16 protein-coding genes are annotated in these 20,572 nt (G+C 38.2%); 8 read left to right on the forward strand and 8 right to left on the reverse strand.

Annotation, left to right across the window (positions count from 1 at the left end):
• Positions 1–54: 54 nt before the first annotated feature.
• The 7 genes from LCX93_RS08895 to LCX93_RS08925 form a co-directional block, all read right to left on the reverse strand.
• Positions 55–690 carry a GGDEF domain-containing protein gene (locus LCX93_RS08895; protein ID WP_226065959.1) on the reverse strand — a complete coding sequence of 212 codons (636 nt, stop codon included), beginning with the start codon at positions 688–690 and terminating at the stop codon, positions 55–57.
• Between the two features lie 69 nt (positions 691–759).
• Positions 760–3,051 (reverse strand): molybdopterin oxidoreductase family protein, encoded by a 2,292-nt coding sequence (locus LCX93_RS08900; RefSeq protein WP_226065960.1) that lies wholly within the window; start codon positions 3,049–3,051, stop codon positions 760–762.
• Entirely contained in the window at positions 3,048–4,613 is a 1,566-nt protein-coding gene (locus tag LCX93_RS08905) for a DmsC/YnfH family molybdoenzyme membrane anchor subunit (RefSeq protein WP_226065961.1), read from the reverse strand. The genes LCX93_RS08900 and LCX93_RS08905 overlap by 4 nt, the downstream gene beginning before the upstream one ends.
• A gap of 168 nt (positions 4,614–4,781) precedes the next feature.
• A complete protein-coding gene (locus LCX93_RS08910; protein WP_226065962.1) occupies positions 4,782–5,285 on the reverse strand; it encodes a hypothetical protein in 504 nt (167 codons plus the stop codon).
• Positions 5,263–5,868: a hypothetical protein gene (locus LCX93_RS08915; RefSeq protein ID WP_226065963.1), complete on the reverse strand. Its 606-nt coding sequence runs from the start codon at positions 5,866–5,868 to the stop codon at positions 5,263–5,265. Before LCX93_RS08915 ends, LCX93_RS08910 begins: the two co-directional genes overlap by 23 nt.
• A 229-nt stretch (positions 5,869–6,097) precedes the next feature.
• A complete protein-coding gene (locus LCX93_RS08920; RefSeq protein WP_226065964.1) occupies positions 6,098–7,786 on the reverse strand; it encodes a cbb3-type cytochrome c oxidase subunit I in 1,689 nt (562 codons plus the stop codon).
• Entirely contained in the window at positions 7,783–8,397 is a 615-nt protein-coding gene (locus LCX93_RS08925) for a cupredoxin domain-containing protein (RefSeq protein WP_226065965.1), read from the reverse strand. The genes LCX93_RS08920 and LCX93_RS08925 overlap by 4 nt, the downstream gene beginning before the upstream one ends.
• Positions 8,398–8,611: 214 nt before the next feature.
• Here LCX93_RS08925 and LCX93_RS08930 point away from each other — a divergent pair, with 214 nt between their 5' ends.
• From LCX93_RS08930 to LCX93_RS08965, 8 genes are all read left to right on the forward strand, one after another.
• Positions 8,612–9,892, forward strand: a complete 1,281-nt coding sequence (locus LCX93_RS08930) for an MFS transporter (RefSeq protein ID WP_226065966.1) — start codon at positions 8,612–8,614, stop codon at positions 9,890–9,892.
• A 20-nt stretch (positions 9,893–9,912) separates the two neighbouring features.
• Positions 9,913–11,835 (forward strand): ferredoxin-like domain-containing protein, encoded by a 1,923-nt coding sequence (locus tag LCX93_RS08935; RefSeq protein WP_193150223.1) that lies wholly within the window; start codon positions 9,913–9,915, stop codon positions 11,833–11,835.
• A gap of 74 nt (positions 11,836–11,909) precedes the next feature.
• Entirely contained in the window at positions 11,910–12,701 is a 792-nt protein-coding gene (locus tag LCX93_RS08940) for a formate/nitrite transporter family protein (protein WP_226065967.1), read from the forward strand.
• Positions 12,702–12,779: 78 nt separating this feature from the next.
• Complete coding sequence (locus LCX93_RS08945) at positions 12,780–14,420, forward strand: bifunctional protein-serine/threonine kinase/phosphatase (protein ID WP_226065968.1); 1,641 nt, start codon at positions 12,780–12,782, stop codon at positions 14,418–14,420.
• A gap of 10 nt (positions 14,421–14,430) precedes the next feature.
• A complete protein-coding gene (locus LCX93_RS08950) occupies positions 14,431–15,744 on the forward strand; it encodes a hypothetical protein (protein ID WP_226065969.1) in 1,314 nt (437 codons plus the stop codon).
• Positions 15,745–15,747: 3 nt separating this feature from the next.
• On the forward strand, positions 15,748–16,836 hold the full coding sequence (locus tag LCX93_RS08955) for a trypsin-like peptidase domain-containing protein (RefSeq protein ID WP_226065970.1): 1,089 nt from the start codon (positions 15,748–15,750) through the stop codon (positions 16,834–16,836).
• Between the two features lie 12 nt (positions 16,837–16,848).
• Entirely contained in the window at positions 16,849–18,801 is a 1,953-nt protein-coding gene (locus tag LCX93_RS08960) for a M3 family metallopeptidase (protein ID WP_226065971.1), read from the forward strand.
• Complete coding sequence (locus LCX93_RS08965; RefSeq protein WP_226065972.1) at positions 18,798–19,802, forward strand: endonuclease/exonuclease/phosphatase family protein; 1,005 nt, start codon at positions 18,798–18,800, stop codon at positions 19,800–19,802. The genes LCX93_RS08960 and LCX93_RS08965 overlap by 4 nt, the downstream gene beginning before the upstream one ends.
• Here LCX93_RS08965 and LCX93_RS08970 read toward each other — a convergent pair.
• Positions 19,777–20,460, reverse strand: a complete 684-nt coding sequence (locus tag LCX93_RS08970; protein ID WP_226065973.1) for a uracil-DNA glycosylase — start codon at positions 20,458–20,460, stop codon at positions 19,777–19,779. The two genes, LCX93_RS08965 and LCX93_RS08970, sit on opposite strands and share 26 nt — an antisense overlap.
• Positions 20,461–20,572: the final 112 nt, after the last annotated feature.

The following is a 20,572-nucleotide window of genomic DNA, read 5'->3' on the forward strand; positions in this document are numbered from 1 at the left end:
TTATAAAATCTGTGAATTATACTTAAAAATGGCTTTTGTTTTGCTTTGAACTATTCAATCTCTGTCAATTGCAGCCTTTCTCGCTTTTTCCATTAAGGCATCCGGGTTTGCAGCCTGATCCGGATACACTGATGTGCCTATGGAAATATTAAAATCTATAGTATATTTTGTATTGAGTTCGGGAACCTGTGCAAATGACTCCTCTACTCTTTGACATACTCTCTTGTAATTTTCTTCTTGTAAATATTCATTAAAAACAATCATAAAAGAGTCATCACTGATATGTCCGATTATATCCTCACTCCGTGTACTTTGCAGCAGTCTGTTACTTGCTTCAAGCATAAATTCCTCTGCCAGCACTTTGGAATGCAGCTGAACTTCATAAAAATTTTTTATTTTTATTACCATAACCAAAAAAGATTTATTATGTCGCAAAGCTCTTTGTATCTGTTCAGAAATTACTATTTTAACATTTTCTTTATTCGGGAGAGAGGTGACAGGATGATAGTAGGCATTTTTTATGAGTCTGTTTTCATCTTCCAAGCGTTTTTTTATTTTTTTCCTGTATTTGATATTAAAAAACAGACTTGCAAGCAAAAGCATACTGCCTGCAAAAAGAGTGTATTGATACAGTTCACATTCCTGCATAATTATGACCGCCATTTTTGAAGTTTGGGGAGGCAATGCCATTAAGTTAAGAAAAAAACTGTTTAACTTAACGGGATTTGAAAGGACCCGTAAATAATTATAACATAACTTCTATTGTTGCAAATGCACCTCTTTTTCTTTATAGGCAACCCCTTCATAAACGACCTTATGATGTGCAATCGCTCCGCTTGAGTGTTCCTCTTCAAGTGTCAGACCCTCAGGCACCTCCTGTGAGTGAAGCTGAATCGCTGTTTGTTTGAAATTGGGTTCTCCTGATTTTGGACAAAAACTCTCATTTGTCAAAGTATTGACAAGCTGTTCGTTGAAATGAAACGGGACAAATACCGTACCTTCGCGTACACTTGATGTGACCCGTACAATAACATCATCAATGCGCCCTCTCGGAGATGAAAGACTCATTCTGTCACCGCTTTTTACTTTGAGTTTAGCCGCATCTTTTGGAGATATATCGACCCATGCCTCAGGAGCCAAATTGTCAAGAATCGCTATATCTCTTGTTTTTGTTCGCGTATGCCACTGTTCAACTGTTCTTCCTGTGTTTAAAATAACAGGAAACTCAGGGCGCACAGGCTCTGCCATCGGATGCCATTGCACACATACAAGTTTCGCTTTTTTATCTGCTGTTCTAAATGGAATATCTTTGGTATAGAGTCTTTTGCTCCCCTTTGGAAACTGTTCGTTACACGGCCATTGAATCCCGCCCAACTCTTCTATAAGCTCATAACTCATCCCACTGTAGTCACACAGCTGTCCTTTTGAAACTTTTTTCCACTCCTCAAAAGCATCACGGGGTTGGCTCCAGTTTGGAAAAAGCATCTCATTCACACCCTCAAAGTATTTTGAAAATTCAAGAATGATATCAAAATCACTTTTTGCCTCACCTATCGGTTCTACTGCTTTGTTCGCTTTGTTACAGCGACGTTCGGAATTCGTATAGACACCCTCTTTCTCACCCCAGGTCGCAGCAGCGAAAACAACATCTGCTATTTGTGCCGTATCGCCTAAAAAAGCATCCTGCACAACCAGCAAATCAAGTTTTGCCAGTGTTTTTCGCAGTTTGTCCTGATTGACAAAACTAACCAGCGGATTGGTCGCCGTTATCCAAAGCGCTTTTATCTCGCCTCTGTCAATGGCATCAATAATTTCGGCATATTTATAGCCGCGTTCACGCGGAATAATTTCCTCCGGGACATTGACAATTTTCGCATACTCTTTTAAAGCCGCTTCATCCCCAAAATTTCTGTATCCCGGAAGAGATGAAGTGAACCCTGTTTCGCGTGTTCCCATCGCATTACACTGCCCTGTTATACTAAAAGGCCCCGTTCCCTCTCGACCGATATGCCCTGTCAGAAGATGCAGGTTTATAATTGCACTGACAGTATCTGTTCCCATAAAAGACTGGTTCACGCCCATCGTCCAACCGGTGATAACACTTTTGCTTGAAACAAATTCCCGTGCGAGTTCATAAAGCGTTTTGACATCAATGCCTGTAATGTTTGCCACCTCTTGGGGCGGATAATCCTGCAAATGCTTTTTCAGTTCTTTATAGCCGTTTGTATTTGCTTTGATATACCCCTCGTCTTCCCAGCTCTGCTCCATCACAATGTAAGCCAGACCGTTGTAAAGTGCCAGGTCCGTACGCGGTTTTATAGGCACATAGACATCTGCCATCTGGGATGTTTTAGAAGCTCTCGGGTCTATAACGATGACTTTTTTCTTAGGATTTTTGTTTACATGTAAGGTCAGTATCGGATGATTGTCCGCAATGTTTGCTCCGACTAAAAAGATAGTATCGGCAAGAGCAAAATCTTCATACGAGCTTGTCGGACCGTCACTGCCAAGAGACTGTTTGTAGCCCATAACGGCAGATGCCATACACAAGGTTGTGTTGCCGTCATAATTATTTGTGCGAAGACCAAGCTGGACAAATTTGCCCAAAGTGTAAAATTCTTCTGTCAAAAACTGCCCTGTTCCAATGACTGCAACAGCTTTGTGTCCGTACTCTTTTTGAATCTTCTTAAATTTACTGCTCACTTTTGTGAAGGCTTCATCCCAGGTTGCAGGTTTCAGTTCACCGTTTTGTTTTATCAAAGGTGTCTGGATTCTATGCGGAGAGTTCAGCATTTGATGTTCACTCAAACCTTTTGGACAGAGTGTTCCCTGATTGACAAAATGTTTTGGATTCCCTTTGGTATAAACAGCTTTGCCGTCTTTGACACCGATGTAGAGTCCACAGCCCACACCACAGTACCCACAGGTCGAAAAGACCCATTTGTCGGGTTTTTTTGCATCAGCTATCATGCCGAATGTTTCATCATGCGAAAGTTTGTATTTCTCTTCTTTTATATCAAACCCTAAAAAATCTTTTAATTTACTTATCATCGTTGTTTCCCTACAAAAAATCCACCTGCCATTCCAAGAGGAACAACCGTGGTATAAAATAAGAATCTATCACTTATTTCACTGACAAAGGCAATAATGATTGCCAAAAAGAGCATTACAGAAGCCGTTACATGTAACGATGCGCTTACAAAGACCAAAGTAAACAGCGGCAACACTACACCTCCGAGTATCAACGTGGCAAAACGAATCATTTTGACCTTATGAAAATTTTCATTTAAAAGTCTTTTTGTCCGTTGCAGCTGGTATTCATTCTCTTTTGCATCGAGTGTTCTTATATCTTCATAAGAGAAAAAAAGCTGTGCCAAAGCACCGAGCATACCCAAGGTTGTCAAAGGGATAATCGCTTCATGCACGCTTGATACGGAGCTGATAAATGCGACTAAAAAGACTCCGATATATGCCACACCGAAGAACTTGAAATTTGTGGTAATCCTGTTCCAGGAAGGACGGGCACGAATACGGTAAATCATACTTTGTGCATAAATTCCATAGATTCCCACAGCTAAAGTCAGTGCTTCAAGCAACAAACGCAATACACTGGAAATATCGAAAAAGTATGTTGCCACCACAGCACTCATAAGCCCTGTAAAAACGCCCAAAGCCAAAGCCTCGCGGGACAACCACGAGGTTTTTATATTTTTCATGGCTGTCATCGCCAAAAACGGACGTCCGAGGTGCAAGGCTGAGAGGGGCAGACCGATTGCCGCAGGAAGCATCACAAGAAGTGCCATAATCCAGTTGGTACTCTCAAATCCGAACAGACTCATAAAATCACCTAAAAAGAGCGCCAAAAAACCACCGAGTGAAATTTGCGTCAAAACTGTCATAAAAACAAGAGGCAGTTCCTTATGTGCGGGTTTCAAGATGTGTTCATCCATCTCTTTCATATCATCGGGCAGATTTTTTGGAAGCGTGTAGCGCGTTGTAGAATTTGTTATGCGTGCATCCGGTAAAAACGGCATATTTGCCTGCTCGTCTATGTCACGCTCCAGCCACTCTTTGACATTGACAACCTCAATCTCAATAGCTCCGGCAGGACAGGCCTGTACACAGGCAGGAGATTCTCCGACGTCAAGCCGTTCATGGCACATATGACATTTTGTAACAATATTTCTCTCTTCATGAAAAACGGGAACACCATACGGACAGTTCCATGTGCAGTACTGACAGCCGATACAGGTGTCGTCATCATGCACGACTATGCCTGTTTCGGCTATCTTTATATACGATTCCGTCGGACAGCCTATGAGACATTCAGGATCTATACAGTGATTGCAGCTCATAGAATTGAGCATCTGGGTAAAAGCCGGAAAATCTCCGCCTTCCATCTCTCCGACACGACGCCATTTTATATCTGCCGGATTGTTGTTTTGTTCATTACAGGCAACTTCACAACACCGACACCCGACACAGGCAACAGCATCAAAATGAAAACGGTACTGTTCCCCTTCTTTTAACGGCGGTATATCTATAGAGTAATTCCCACATTGCATCCCTGTATCGGCTTTATACTCTATAAAATTTTCTAAAGGTGTCTGCATGTAAGGTATCTCCATATAAAAGTGATGAAATTATACTCTATGCAAATGGATGTTTTCCTAATTCTTTGTTTAATTTTTAATCATTCATATCCTCTTTGTCCATAACTGCCCCGACAATGAGCAATCCTATGACAAACAGGCTCACGGCTCCAATAAAAAAATAGTGCATTACAGTTTTCCTTTGTCTTTTGCCAGTGCCAAAAACTGTTGTAGTTCATCCGCAGATCCAAAGGCAGAATTTTGAAAAAAAAGCGTATCATGCAGGCTTTGCACCAAAATCCCGTTTTCAAGTTTTACTATCCTTGTAATTTCTTCCCAGGGAATGTGCTTTTTATCTTTATGCAAGCCTTTTGTGTCAATAATGAAATGCACTTCTGTATCTTGAGGCATATTTTTCTTGTAAAAATTTAACAGCATTCTTTTTCGCAGAAACCATCTTCCAAAATACCAGTAAAAGACCAAAAAGGTGGAAAGATACAAAATACCGTAGCTCTCATGTTTCAAAGCACCGACAATACCAAACTGTACCAAAGCGACAAAAAACCAGCCTATATATCTTTTGGCGGAATGACGCATATCATAATCATAAAAAAGCTTGCTTGTCTGCAGTGCCAGTTCTTTGTTCCAGATGTAATCAACACTGATTGTTTTAAACATGTTCTTCACACTCATGAATCAATAAGTCCTCTTTCTTGATACACTCTTTTTCTTCCAGTGCTTCGAGGAGTTGTAATGTCTGCAGATAAAGCACTTCGTAGCGCTGCTTGTTTTTTGCATACAGTCTGCTCTGCTTTTTTCCATACCAGTAGGCAAAAGCAACAGAAGAGGCAAAGAGTGAATATATCCACCATTGCCACTCTTTGAGATTTAACAACACTATAAAATACTGTACAGAAAAAAGAACAAAAAACTCAATGGAAAAAATGATGACAAGCGTGGCACTCTGTTCAAAATCAAGCGTATATTTTTCCAAGGCACGCAATTTTTCCAGATTTTCATTAAAAGTTTGTGCTTCCTGTTTGCATTCATCTTTGAGATTTTGCACATTGATATCTTTGAGATGAATATTACTCAAATTATATTCGACATTTGTCTGCATATAGTCTTGCAGAATTTCCGGATTTTTCTCTAATATTTGAAGAATTTTTGCTTCATCTACTCTGTTTTTTCCGGCAATTCTTTGCACATCCTGCAAAACCAAATCGTACAGTCCTATAGTCTTGATTTCACGCGCTACTCGATTCAAATTTATCAACTGTTTTTTCCTACTATTTAGTATTTAAATATTCCAGCCATTTCAGCTCAGGTTAAAACCTCAATGCCGTTAAGTTAAGCATTTTTTGGAACGCGGACTTCAGTCCGGGCTGAGAGTGGCAAGACTGTTGCAACAGCCGGCACTGAAGTACCGGTTTCGAGAAAGCATTAATTTTCTTAACTTAACGGCACTAAGGGTAAAACCCGGGTTCCGCAAAAGTATGAGACTTTTACTGCGCAAATGCCGGGTCATCTGCCGGTTCCAGCTCTTCTTCTATCCCATAAGAAGCCGTTTTATCATTTGCAGGTAAAAATATGCCAATCAGTCCTTTGATTCCTACACTCATAATAATATTGTATAAGAATACTGCCCAGGCAACAAGCAGCATCGTTCCAAAAAGAGCGGCAAATATCATGTCTGGGTTAAACTGCCCGTCCACATAAAGGTGACGACGAAGCATCCCGTCAAGTCCTGCCATTCCCATAAATGCGCCCATACCGATACCGCCTATAAGATGCAGCCAAAAATGTGTATTTGCCAACTTGTGTGAATAAAGTTTCGTGTTGTTTGTTACCAATGGCCATAAAACATACAGAGCCGAATAGAGTGTCATATACAATCCGACAATCAAAGCAATATGCACATGCGCACCGATAATCCACTGCGTATTGTGCAGCACTCTGTTCATCCCCATATCTGCCTGAATAATTGCAGCAGGAACAGCCAGGCCAAAACCTACAAGTCCGCCGAGAAGGTATTTTAGTTCCATAGTCATTTTCAGAGGTCGGGCCTTCCAAAGCGTCACAAGGGTAATAAAGAGTGCCAAGCCTTGCGTAAGCAGTTCAAAAGCAGTCACCATCTCACCCGAGATAAGTTTCATCATTTCAGGTTGTCCCTGATCACCAAGGAGGTGATGCGACCAGACCATCCAGGAAACCAAAAGCTCAAGCATTAACGCCGCACGGGCAACATTTTCCATAAAAAGCTTTTGTCCTGTAATTAAGGTAGCAAGCAAATACCATGAACCGGCTACATAAATCAGTACAAGTCCGTCCGCAACCAAATCAAGCCCCCACCAAAAAAAGTTCTTGTATAAAAGGGCATCAATCGCCGTGACATCAAGAGCATGTCCGCTCGCATCAAAAACCAAATAAACCAAAATCAAAATACCTGCACCCAAAATCACCAGTGCATCCAAGAAGGTATCGACCGTACCACGGAAGATTGCCACAACAGGCAGCGCCAAAGCCGGCTCTTTTGTATAGGGCTGCTTTCCACGAAGCTTGTTAATAAGGTTTAAAAATCCGTCTATACCAAAACCGGAGATAAGCAACTCTTTTGTTGTTTTGTTTTTATGAATCCCCACACGCGCGAAAATTGTTGCATAAATATTGTAAATAAACCCCAAAGTGCCGACCATGATCAAAGCGACACCAAGGATGAACACAATCCCGCCAATAACATTAAACTGATGTGTATCAGCAGGAAGCGGCCAGTACAATGTATATAACGGCGCATACTGCCATACAAATGCGGCTATCCATGCCAAAGCAGTCCCAAGCGTAATCAATATCCAGGTCCAGTTGGCAAGTTTTACGCTGTAGAGCGGTTTTTTTGTCAGATATGGCACCAAAAAGGTAAAGGCACCAAAGACCAGCTGATAGGTTGAACCAAATATACCGACAATCGGGTGTACCGTCATAATGGAAAAGAAATGTTCCGGATGAAAAAACTGCTCAGGCAGAGGGTTGAGCGGTACATGTCCGACCTCAACCATTCGCATAATCATACCCTCCAAGGCAACCAGTCCGTAAAATAAAAATGCCATGACAACCGGTCTGAGCGTTACCTTTTGCAAAGCATTTAAGCCTTTATGGTCAAAATTTGTTCCGTTTATTAATGTATTTATATAACTCATTGAATGCCTCCATTGTCTTTACACCCTACGACTTTAACGAAATCTTTTACCAGCATTAAATCTTTACCATCTTCGCCATACTGTCTGGGTCCGGAATATTCCGTGGATGTTAAATCAAAAACACCGTTATGATTAAATGTCCATAAAATATCATTGGAATCCAAAATACCGTTGACATCCGTACCGGGATTGACCTGCATCTGCATCACCATGGAACCGTCTTGACGAAAGAGTCCAAATCCATACACCAGGTCTCTGCTGTGTACATCAAATTCAACCGTTTGTCCACACTGTATCACTATCTGTTTTGGTAACCCTATCCATTTATGATCTTTAATCTCAAACTCATACTTCACATCCGGTGTTATATTGTGCCTGTCGATATCCTGTGACACCCAAGGTATTGTATTGTATGTAAAAATATGGTGTCCCACACCGCCTGCAACCAAAAATGCCATATACCAGTAAAATGGAATACGAAAAACTGACTTGGCATCTTTTTTTGTCAGGTTATACCCAAACCATGCAACAACAGAAATAATCATTGCAGCATATATAGAGTAAGCAACCCAGTGAAAAGACAACAATTCAGCCGAATTTGTAAATGTCATGATAATGCTCTCCTTAAATTTTCACAAATTGTATAAAAAACGAGAATTGAGAAAATTGATATATATCAAGAAAATTACTCTTTAATATGAAAATTGTATAATTTCTAATCTTTTAAAAATTCCAAATTGATTATTTTTTAACCAATAATATTTTTAAATTAGAAATATTTTTCACTATAATTACACTATTAAATTGCATTGGAGAATATATAATATGGCAAGTTTTAAAGCCCTTAAAGGTCAAGGCGACGCAAAAACACTTTTTGCAGCTTTTCTTTATTTTGATTTTAGCTTTATGGTCTGGACCATGCTAGGCCCATTGGCAACAGAAATCAGTGAATCATTGGCAATGCACGGATTTATCATGAGTGCCTCACAAAAAGCTACACTGCTTTCTATTCCGATTTTGGCAGGAGCACTGCTTCGTATTGTACTTGGATTTGGTGTTGATAAATTCGGTGCGAAAAAGACAGCGCTTATGAGCCAGGCAGTTGTTATATCTGTGCTGTTTTACGCCTACTTCAGAGGAGAGACCATTACCTATAATGAACTCCTGATTGTAGCTGTCGGTCTCGGATTTGCAGGTGCTTCTTTTGCAGTTGCATTGCCACAGGCAGGACAGTGGTATCCGCCAAAACTGCAGGGAGTCGTTTTGGGAATTGCAGGTGCCGGTAATATTGGTGTTGTCATTGACTTTATGTTTGCTCCAAAAATAGCAGAACTTTGGGGATGGCAGGCAGTCTTTTTGGTTGGTGGAGCATTATCAACCCTAATTTTTGCAACATACATCTTTTTGGCAAAAGATGCCCCTAAAGAGGTTTACACGCCCCGTCCTAAAAAACTCAAAGATTATGCCAAACTCTTACGTGACAGAGACACATGGTGGTTTAACCTTTTCTATGCAGTAAGCTTTGGAGGATTTGTCGGATTTGCGGGATATATGAAAGTTTATCTTATGAATACCTATCAAGCCGATATGAGCAGTTTTGGACTCAGTGTATTTAATGAACCCAATGTTAAAGTCATTGCCGGTTATTTTGGAGCGCTGACAATTTTTGCCGGTGCAGTCTTAAGACCTGTTGGTGGTGCTGTTGCAGATAAAATGGGTGGTGTCAAATCACTTTATATCTTTTTTGGTATTGTCGCCGCATTGGCAATTGTAAATGCAACTGTCACTCTGCCGTTTTGGCTGGCAATTGCAGTACTCTTTGCAATAATGGCAAACCTTGGCATGGCAAACGGGGCAGTTTTTCAACTTGTACCTCAGCGATTTGGCAAAGATATTGGAATCATGACAGGAATTATCGGTGCAGCCGGCGGACTCGGGGGTACAGCACTTATTAAAACGCTTGGATGGTCAAAAGGTGCCTTTGACGGTTATTCGGCAGGTTTTATGATATTTGCCGGTGTTGTACTTGTAGCTATCATGGGGATAAGTTTGGTAAAAACACGATGGAGAACAACCTGGGGCGTTACAGCCGGCGGAAGAATATAAATAAGATAATGGAGAATATTTTGCAATTACAAGTATTAGAAAAAGCATATGAAGCGAGAAGTAAAAAAGTCAATAAAATCGAAACAGTCAAAAGCCTTAAAAATCCTATGGAGGCTTTTGAAAAAATAGCAGAGTATGCACGAGAAGGGTATGATGCAATTCCTGATGAAGACAAGAAATATTTTCTGAAATGTTTTGGAATCTTTGACAAAGACGGTCTCACGCCAAAGCAGTTTATGATGAGAGTCAGAGTTGCAGGGGGACACCTAAACGCAATTCAGGCAAAAAAAATCGGAGAAATTGCAAAAAATTTCGGTCAAGACTATATTGATATCACAACCAGAGCACAAATTGAACTTCGTTTTTTAAATATCGAAGATATGCCTGCAATTTTAAACGGGCTTGAAGAAGTCGGACTCACTTCCTATCAGACAGGTGTGGACAACTTTAGAAATATTGTTACAGACCCATTTGATAAAGAGGGTTTTGACAATGTGCTTCCTTCGTATGATTTACTCAAAAAAATCGAAAAAACATTCTTAAAAAATCCGGATTGGATTTCAACACTGCCGAGAAAATTCAATACTGGAATTTCAGGCTCTCTCGCAAACAGATGTAATGTTTTTGGACATGACTGTTCTCTCGTGCTTGCACAAAAAGACGGAGTATACGGTTACAATATGTTTCTTGGCGGCAGAGTCGGTATGATTGCAAAAAATGCAGACATATTTTTGGCAAACGAAGAAGAGGTTTTACAGGCCTACGGTGCACTTATAGCAATCTTTCAAAAGTACGGTTTCCGTGACAACAGAAACAAAAACAGACTGCACTTTCTCATTGAGGCTGTCGGTATGGCTGAAATTTCTGCAGCGATTCGTGATGTTGCAGGCGTAAATTTTGCCACCGCCGGTGATACAATGACACAGATAGATCCAGTAGATTCAGAACACGGAAAAATCCAACTTCGAGACGGTTCATTTGGAGTACAGATTATTGTGCCTTCGGGAATATTTACAGGAAGTGATCTTATAAAAGTATCCGAGTTAAGCCAAAATCACGGCAATAACGAAATCAGATTCAGTGTTGAACAAAATATCTACATTTTAGGTGTCAAAAACACGGCTACCCTTTTAGAAGATCCCTTTTTTACAAAATATAAAAATATAAACACGCCTTACTTTAACAACCTTGTCGCCTGTGCAGGAACCAAACACTGTGCATTTGGCGTTATTGAGAACAAAGAGGATGCTATAGAAATGGCTGCATATTTAAGCAAAGCCGTTCCTCTTGAATCAGGGAGAGTACGCATGTACTGGTCAGCCTGCGTCAAAGGCTGCGGAACACATGAAATAGGAGACATCGGTTTTGAAGGCTGCAAGGCAAAAGTAAACGGACAAACTGAAGATGGTGTCCACATAACCATAGGCGGGAAAATCGTGAGTGAAGGGAAAAACGGGTATACCGTTATCAAATCTGCTCCACTGAAATTTTCTAAATATTTTGTTGAGACACTCGTGTCGGAATATAAAAAACTGCGTTTAAAAAGCGAATCATTTGAAGCATTTCATGACAGAATTTTAGCACAGTATTCTCATGCATATATCGGTTTTTATATGCAACTCCAGGCTTATTTACGATTAAAAAACATTGATATTGATTTAAACATCAATAAAATTCCGAAAACAGGACATATTGAAGAGTTTGAACTTTTTGAACTTGGCCGTAAACTCTATTTTGCCCTTTCCAAACAAGAACCGTATACGGCATACAACAGATTTACAAATGAAAATCCAAGAGAAAAACTGATACCTCTCAATAAGATAGTTTTCGATATCGATAAAAATATCAATGAACTCGTCTTTAAGATGCTTGATGTTGAAGCAAAAAGAGCCGTTGTCTTTTCGGAATTGCTTCCATTGATCAGTTTGGCCGACAATGATTAAAAATTAATCATTATAAACCTATTAAGTATACAGATTTGAGCTATACTTATTAAATAAAATTAAAAGGAATTCATATGAGTTATGTAAAACCAGAGGTAGTTGTAGATGGAATGGTAACAGCCGGAGTATACAAATCAGGATTGGGTGTAAAAGATTTATTGATACGCGGTTCCCTTGCGGGTGCGCTTCTTGGGGTTGCTACAACTCTGGCCATTGTTGCTTCCACACAGACACATCTGCCTATTGTCGGAGCACTTATTTTCCCTGTCGGTTTTGTTATGATTGTTTTATTGGGACTGGAGCTTGTCACCGGAAGTTTTGCACTACTGACAACCTCTTTGTTTGACAGAAAAATAGGGTTTGCAAAACTCTCTGTAAACTGGTTCTGGGTCTTTACCGGAAATCTGCTGGGCAGCCTGCTTTTTGCAGCTCTTTACAGTCTGGTTGCTACAAAATTCGGACATGTGGAATCATCTCCTGTCATAGACATGATCAAGCATATTGCAGAAGCAAAAACAATCGGATATGAAAAAATAGGTGCAGACGGTATCTATACCGTCTTTTTAAAAGCTGTTTTTTGTAACTGGATGGTATCTCTGGGTGTCGTTATGGCATTGACAGCTACAACAACAATAGGGAAAATTGCAGCTATGTGGCTCCCAATTCTTACTTTCTTTGGACAGGGCTTTGAACACGCCGTTGTAAATATGTTTGTTATTCCTGCAGGCATAATGCTTGGTGCAAATGTAAGTGTGTCACAGTGGTGGTTGTGGAATGAAATTCCGGTAACTTTGGGAAATATTGTTGGCGGAGCGATTTGTACAGGTATGGCTTTATATTACACACATAGAAAAAACCAGGCATAAAAACTCTTTAAAATAAATGCCGTTTTACAAACTTTGTACTATAGTACCTATAATCTACTTTACATGTAAAGGGGCAATATGGCAAAAAGTAATATTAAAACTTCCGGGTTCTCACTTGCAAAGACCAAAGAACTGACAGGAGATGATTTTTATGATATGGCAACTATCGGCAACCTGAGTGTTGCCATAGTCTGTGATGGTGTCGGGAGTGCCGAAGAAGGTGCCGAGGCAGCAAAAAGAGTGACTTCCTATCTTATAAACAACTTTAAGATTCGGCCAAAGTCATGGTCCATCGAAAAATCTATAAAAACGTTTATCAATTCCATAAATACAATTCTTTATAAAGAATCACAACTCAATTATGAACGCAGTGAACTTATCACAACCCTGGCTCTCGTTGTTATAGAAGGAAACCGTTTATACGGTGTAAATGTCGGAGACAGCAGAGTCTATCTCCTCCGAGACGCTTCGCTGACACAGCTTTCATCTGACCATGCCATGCAAGAAGAAGGATACGAAAATGTTCTGACCCAGGCTATTGGTATCAGTGAGGATGTGGAACCCTACTATTTTGAAAATATTATTCAGAAAAATGACAAAATTCTTCTTTGCAGCGACGGTTTGTACAATGTACTTTCCCAAAGTGAAATAAAAGACAATATTTCAAAAGGAGCTATTGCTCTTGTCAAGCAAGCAAGTAAACGTACAAAAGACCATCTTCCCGATGATACAACAGCAGTTGTATTGGAAATACTCAATGCCGACGAAATAGAGATACTCAAACAGCAAAAACTGGATATTCCACGATCACTCAAAGCAGGGCAAACGATAGACGGCTATAGACTTGAAAAATCTCTCATACAAAATGAAAGAACCTGGCTTGTAAGTAAAAAAACAAAGCAATATGTTATGAAGTTTGCACCAATTGAATCAAAAGAAGATAATCAGATCTTAGATCTGTTTGTCAAAGAGGCATGGAATGCCAAACGTCTCAAAGCAAAGTTTTTCCCAAAGGCTGTCATTCCAAAAAACAGAAGCGCCCGATACTATGTTATGCAACTCTTTGATGGAGAAGATTTAAATAATTACCTGGCATCACACTTACATGTAACGATAGATGATGCTGTGGAACTTGCGCAAACACTTTTAAACATGTCTCAGTTTTTGCTTAAATATGATCTTGTACACGGTGACATCAAGCCGAACAATATAATGATTGCCAAAATTGACGATGATAATACAGAATACAAGGTTATTGATTTTGGGAGTATTACAGAGATATTTTCAGAAGAGTCCCGCGCCGGTACACCGAGTTTTTTAGCACCTGAACGATTTCAAGGCGAGTCTATAAGTGAAACAAGCGAAATATTTGCCATTGGTGTGACACTCTATTTAAGTCTTACGGGAAAGTATCCTTACGGCGAGATAGAACCCTTTCAAAACCCGACATTCAAAGAAGCCAAAAAACCGAGTTATTACAATTCAAATATACCTGATTGGCTTGACAGTGTTATCATGCGTGCTATTGCACTTCAAAAAGACCAAAGGTATGAGCATTACTCTGAAATGAAATATGAACTTACACATCCGCAGAAGGTAAAACCCTACTTTATTAAAAATGCACCACTCATTGAAAAATCACCCTTACTCTTTTATAAGAGGGCTTTTACTATAATGACAGTTATAAACTTTATACTTATCTATTTGGTATTAAAATAAAAGGAAATGTATGAGTTGGTTTCACTTTTTCCGGCCAAAGTCTTCTTGTTCAAAAAGCTTTGGAAGAGGTATTCATGCAGATATTGCAGAAAATGAAGAAGAACTCTTTAACAAAGCCTATGAAGCCTTTGAAAAAAAAGAAATTTTAAATGCCTATACATTCTTTTTCAACTCTTTAATGAATTACAAAAACGGCCTTCCCAATCAAAACATTATACTCACCCGGGAAAAAGAGTCTTTGAAATTTATCATATATCAAGGCAGTGCAAAGATCAACGGTTTCACAACAAACAAAAAACTCTACGCCGAAGTGACTATGGTCAAAGCAAAAAATGCAAATGTTGCTCTCAAACGCTACGCACTTGAAAGAAATTACCAGTTTACCTATGTAAATTACTGCAGTGACGGCGACTATATTAAATTAAAACTCAATCTTGACAATATTACCATGACCCCTAAGAAAGCTTTTTATCCTTTAAGAGAATTGGCACTCAATGCAGATTATGACAAAGAACACATGCTCAGTGAATTCGAACAAAAAGAGTTAGAGGACATCGATCATATTCAAAAACTTGACACTGCCGAGTTACATGTAAAGTATAAGTATCTACATATTTGGATAGAAGAGCTTCATGCAAAAATACAGACATTGCCGGCGGAGGACAGTATAGGTATGCAGGCATTTCTATATCTAAACTTTTTATTTAAGATTGACTATCTTTTGGTACCAAAATCTAAAATTTATCAAAAAATGACAAAAAAACTTCAAAATTATTTTACAGAGGAAGAGGCACTGCCTGAAGTAAAAAATGCGGAGCTTGCAAAATATATTTTAAGTCTTGAAAAGCTTGATTTTGATGAATTCAGTCAAAACTTTTATGAAGCCAAATACACATTCAGCCAAATTGAAAAAAGTTCTTATGATGAGTTTGTTGACTTCATAGAAGAATCACTTATAAAACTCAGATGGTACAAGAACAACCGTCACCCTCAAATCATACCAACCATTTACAGTTATATAGCCTTGTATGCTCTGTATAACTACGGATTAAATCCTGCGGCCAGAAAATTACTCCATATTTATATTTGTGTCATTTATGCTGAGTATATGAATGCGCTGGGATGCAAAGGATATTATAATACGCAAAAGAACCGGTTTTTAGAAAGTGAGATAATTGCTCAAATTGACGAAACAGTTGCCAGATACAAACATCAGTATAAACTGCTGAGCGCTTTTGGTGATGAACTTGATTTCAGTTCACTCAATGATTTTTCAAACAGTTACTTCAGTGCATTAAAAAATCTGGATTTTCATGAGGCATAACAAATGAATACGCAAACTCTTTTAGAAACCTACATTGAAAATATTATACAGATAATGACGCCCTATGGCAGTGGAACAGGTTTTATTATAGATAATCTTATAATTACAAATTCGCATGTATGCTCGGGGCTGAGAGAAGTTGTAATCAAAGCAGAGCACTTTGAGCGAAGTATTGCAAAAGTCATTTATGATGACCCCTATTATGATTTGGCATTTATAAAATATGAATTCAAGCAACCAAAAAATCCGCTCAAACTTGCCAAAAGCAATGTGGAAAACGGTGATACCACCATAGCCATCGGACACCCTTACGGTCTAAATTATACAGCGACAGAGGGAATAGTTTCCCGCGCAGCCAGACTTATGGGAGATCTTGAATATATTCAGATTGATGCTGCCATTAACCCCGGAAACAGCGGAGGTCCTCTGTTAAATGACAAAGGAGAAGTTACAGGCGTCAATACTTTCATTATTCAAAATGCAAATAATTTGGGTTTTGCACTCCCTGTGCACTATCTTCAAGATGCACTCACCGCTTTTAAAAAACTCGGAGTAGAAAATGTCATCAAATGTCCTTCGTGCAAAAATCTTATTCAAGAAAAAGATATAAAAAATGACTACTGCCCAAAATGTGGAGCAGAACTTGAAATAGCCAGACTCAGACGAAAAGGCTACACACCTATAGGACCGACAAAACTCATAGAAGATATACTGGAGTCCCTGGGCATCAATGTAACCCTGGCAAGAAGAAGCCAGTCATCCTGGAGAATAGACAAGGGAACTGCAAGAATCAATATTAACTATTATGAAAACGGCATTATTATAGGAGATGCCAAACTTTGCGGTATTCCCAAAGAAAACATTGAAAAGATGTATGATTTTTTGCTCCAGGAGAACAACAAACTCTCCTATTTACAGTTTTCTATCAATGAAAACAGCGTGTATCTTTCCTATCTGGTTGTAGACTCTTCCTTAACAAAAGAAGAAGGAAAAACTGCAATAGAAAAGTTAATCAAAGATGCAAATAAGTATGATAATATTCTCATAAACAAATACGGTGCCCTGCGACAGAAAAAAGACACTGAGGACTAAAGGAAAACATATATGACAAAATTTTTACAATTTGATTGTGATTTAGATACTTTTACAGAAGAACTGAAAAAACATCTCAATAAAAATAACAAAAAGATAGAAACCTTACTTGCACAGAAAGAAAAAACCTATGCAAACTTTGTCAAACCACTAGAGATGATGGATGAGTATCTTGAACAGTTTTTTACACCACTGTCTCATCTCAATGCTGTAAACAACTCTGAAAAAACACAAAAGGTCTATACAGAGGCTCTTCCTCTTATTACAGAGTATTCGACACATCTTTCACAAAACATTGAAATATACAATGCCTATAAAGAAATAATGCAAAAGGAACAGACATCCCTCAACAGTGAACAAAAAAGAGTTTTAGCATTAAATATTTTACATTTTGAATTAAGCGGTGCCCATCTGGATAAAAAAACAAAGCAGAGGCTTCAGGAAATAAACTTGAAAAAGAGTGAACTTTCCAATAACTTTTCTCAAAATCTGCTTGATGCAACAAATGCCTACGAATATATAATTACTGATGAAACAGATATAGAAGGTTTGCCAAAAAGTGAAATAGAAAATGCTAAATTTGAAGACAATGGTGTTATAAAATATAAATTGACACTGCAAATGCCATCGTATATAGCCTATATGACCTATGGAAAGAACAGAGCAATTAGAGAAGAACTCTACCGTGCCTATGTTTCACGCGCACCACAGAATGCAAAAATAATTGATGAACTGTTGGCACTGCGACAGGAGATGAGTCAGCTTTTAGGGTTCAAAAACTATGCAGAACTTTCTCTTGCTACAAAAATGGCCGAAGATACAAAAAGTGTTTTAGAGTTTTTAGAAAATTTACTTGAAAATTCAATTCCCCAGGCAAAAAACGAGCTGCAGGAACTGCAAAATATCGCGCCACACAAACTTGAAAGTCATGATACTTCTTACTATGCAGAAATATTAAAAAAAGAGCAATACGACATAGATGAAGAGGAGTATCGGCCTTATTTTGAACAAAAAAATGTTATTGCAGGAATGTTTACTTTTTTAGACAAACTTTTTAATGTTACATGTAAACAGGTGAAAGAGAAATTGTGGCATGAAAAAGCCTATGCCTATGATGTGTATGAAAACGACATCCTCAAAGCCCGTATTTATCTTGATTTAGAAGCAAGAGAATCAAAACGGGGCGGAGCATGGATGCATAACTGGCAAACACACTGCACAGATGAAACAGGCAAAAAACAGCTGGCTTCAGCCTTTATAGTATGCAGTTTTCCTCCATCAAATGATACAAATCCTTCACTGCTTCGCCATGATGATGTTGTCACTCTTTTTCATGAAACAGGGCATACTTTGCATCATATCCTGAGTGAAGTAAATGAAAATGAAGTAAGCGGTGTCAATGGAGTAGAATGGGATGCTGTTGAATTTCCTTCTCAGTTTTTAGAAAATTTTGCCTATGAGCCTCAGGTTCTCAAAATGTTTGCAAAACACTACAAAACAAATGAAACTATTTCAGATGAAATGATAGATAAACTGGTAAAAAGTAAAAACTTTTTATCTGCAATGGGAATGCTGAGACAATTGGAATTTTCACTCTTTGATTTTATACTGCATACCAAAGTTTATCAGGGAGATGAAGTACAAAATCTGCTTGACACCATACGGGAAAAAACTGCATTGATAAAACCACCAAGATACAATAAGTTCCAAAACGGATTTTCCCATATATTTTCAGGTGGATATGCTGCAGGATACTACAGCTACAAATGGGCCGAAGTTCTGAGCGCAGATACTTTTTACACCGTAGTAGATGAAAATATTTTCAATTCCTCTACAGCAAAAAAATATCAAAATATCATTTTACACCGTGGCGGTTCACAAAGTATGCAAGAACTTTTTCACGAACTGATGGGTAGAGATGCCGATACAATGCAGCTGTTAAGACTCAACGGTATAGTAGAGTGAGAGTATTCTTTCTTTTAGCTCTGCTCATCTCATTTATGTATGGAGAAACAACTTTGAAAATTGCAACATATAATATTGAAAATCTTTTTGATTTGCAACGAAACGGACATGAGTATAAAGAATATATCCCTAATGCAAAATCAAATTGGAATGATAAAAACTATAGGAAAAAACTTAAAAATATTGCAAAAGTCATCAAAGATATCAATCCAGATATCATTGGACTCCAAGAGATAGAATCTCTTCAGGCACTCAAAGATCTACGATATACTCTAAAAAGAGAAGGCGTTTATTACCGGTACTATAAAATTGCCAACTTAAAATCTACAACAATCAAAGTAGCCATTTTGAGTAAAATTCCATTTGTATATACACATGAAATTGCTGTCACCTCTTCCTACAGATATAGAAATATTTTAGAAGTGAAATTTAAAATAAACAATGAAGATTTGTATATTCTAATTAATCATTGGAAATCAAAAGCAGGTCCGGAAAGTATGCGTATCGTCTCTGCAAAAAAACTCAGAAAAAGAATTGAGGAACTGGGAAAAAACAAAAATATCATCGCACTTGGTGATTTTAATTCTGACTATGAAGAGTATGAAATTTTTAAAAGAAAAAGAAAACATAATGACACAGATGGAATAACAGGTATCAATCATATACTGGGTACTATCAAGTATCAGAATTCATCACAAAATATACATCTGGCACCTTATGATTTTTACAACTTATGGTATGACACTGAATTAGAAAAAAGATACAGCTATATCTATAGAGGCAAAAAAGAAGCAATGGACAGTATCTTAGTCACAGCTGCACTTCTTGATAAAAAAGGCATTGATTATAAACCACACAGTATTGCTGCTTTTGAAAAGCCCTATTTGTTTAAAGGAAAAGCAATTTACAGATGGCAGACAACCAGGAGCAGATTAAGACGCCATAAAGGCAAAGGCTATTCAGACCATCTGCCTGTTATAGCAGAGTTTGTTCTGCACTGAGACACCATTCAACAGGCTTTTTCTTATGTTTGATCAAATAGTCATTTGCTCTGGAAAAAGGCTTTGAATGAAAGAAACCTCTGTATGCCGAGAGCGGAGAAGGATGAGGAGATTTAATGACACAATGTTTTGTTGTATCAATTAGAAACTCTTTTTTTTGTGACGGGCCACCCCATAATATAAAAACCAAATGTTCTTTTTCATCAGAGAGTTTTTTAATAACGGCATCAGTAAACTTTTGCCAGCCAAAATCTTTATGGGAGTTTGCCTTCCCCTGTTCAACAGTTAAAACAGCATTTATCAACAAAATTCCCTCTTTTGCCCATTGTGTCAAATCCCCGTTTTTCGGATATTTACAACCTATATCATCAACTAACTCTTTATATATATTCTTTAATGAAGGGGGAATACTACATTTTGGACAAACAGAAAATGCAAGTCCGGTAGCCTGATTTGGACCATGATAAGGGTCTTGCCCTATAATTACAACTTTTACTTCAGAAGGGTTTACTAAATTAAAGGCTCTAAATATATTTTCAGAATTGGGAAACACAGTTTTTGATTTATATTCCAACGATACTTTTTTAAGAAGTTCGATAAAATATTCTTTATGAATTTCATCATTGAGAAAATTTTTCCATTCGTTTTCTAATAACATTCTCTTTCCATTTTTTTACAATTATATAGAAATAATACTATGGATAAGGTTAGTCGTTACATGTAAAGAGTGTCAATGATTGTAAAATAGTTAGGGAGTAAATAAAAATCTG

Origin of the sequence: Sulfurimonas sp. SWIR-19 (genome assembly GCF_020410885.1) — a bacterium.
Lineage (GTDB): Bacteria > Campylobacterota > Campylobacteria > Campylobacterales > Sulfurimonadaceae > Sulfurimonas > Sulfurimonas sediminis.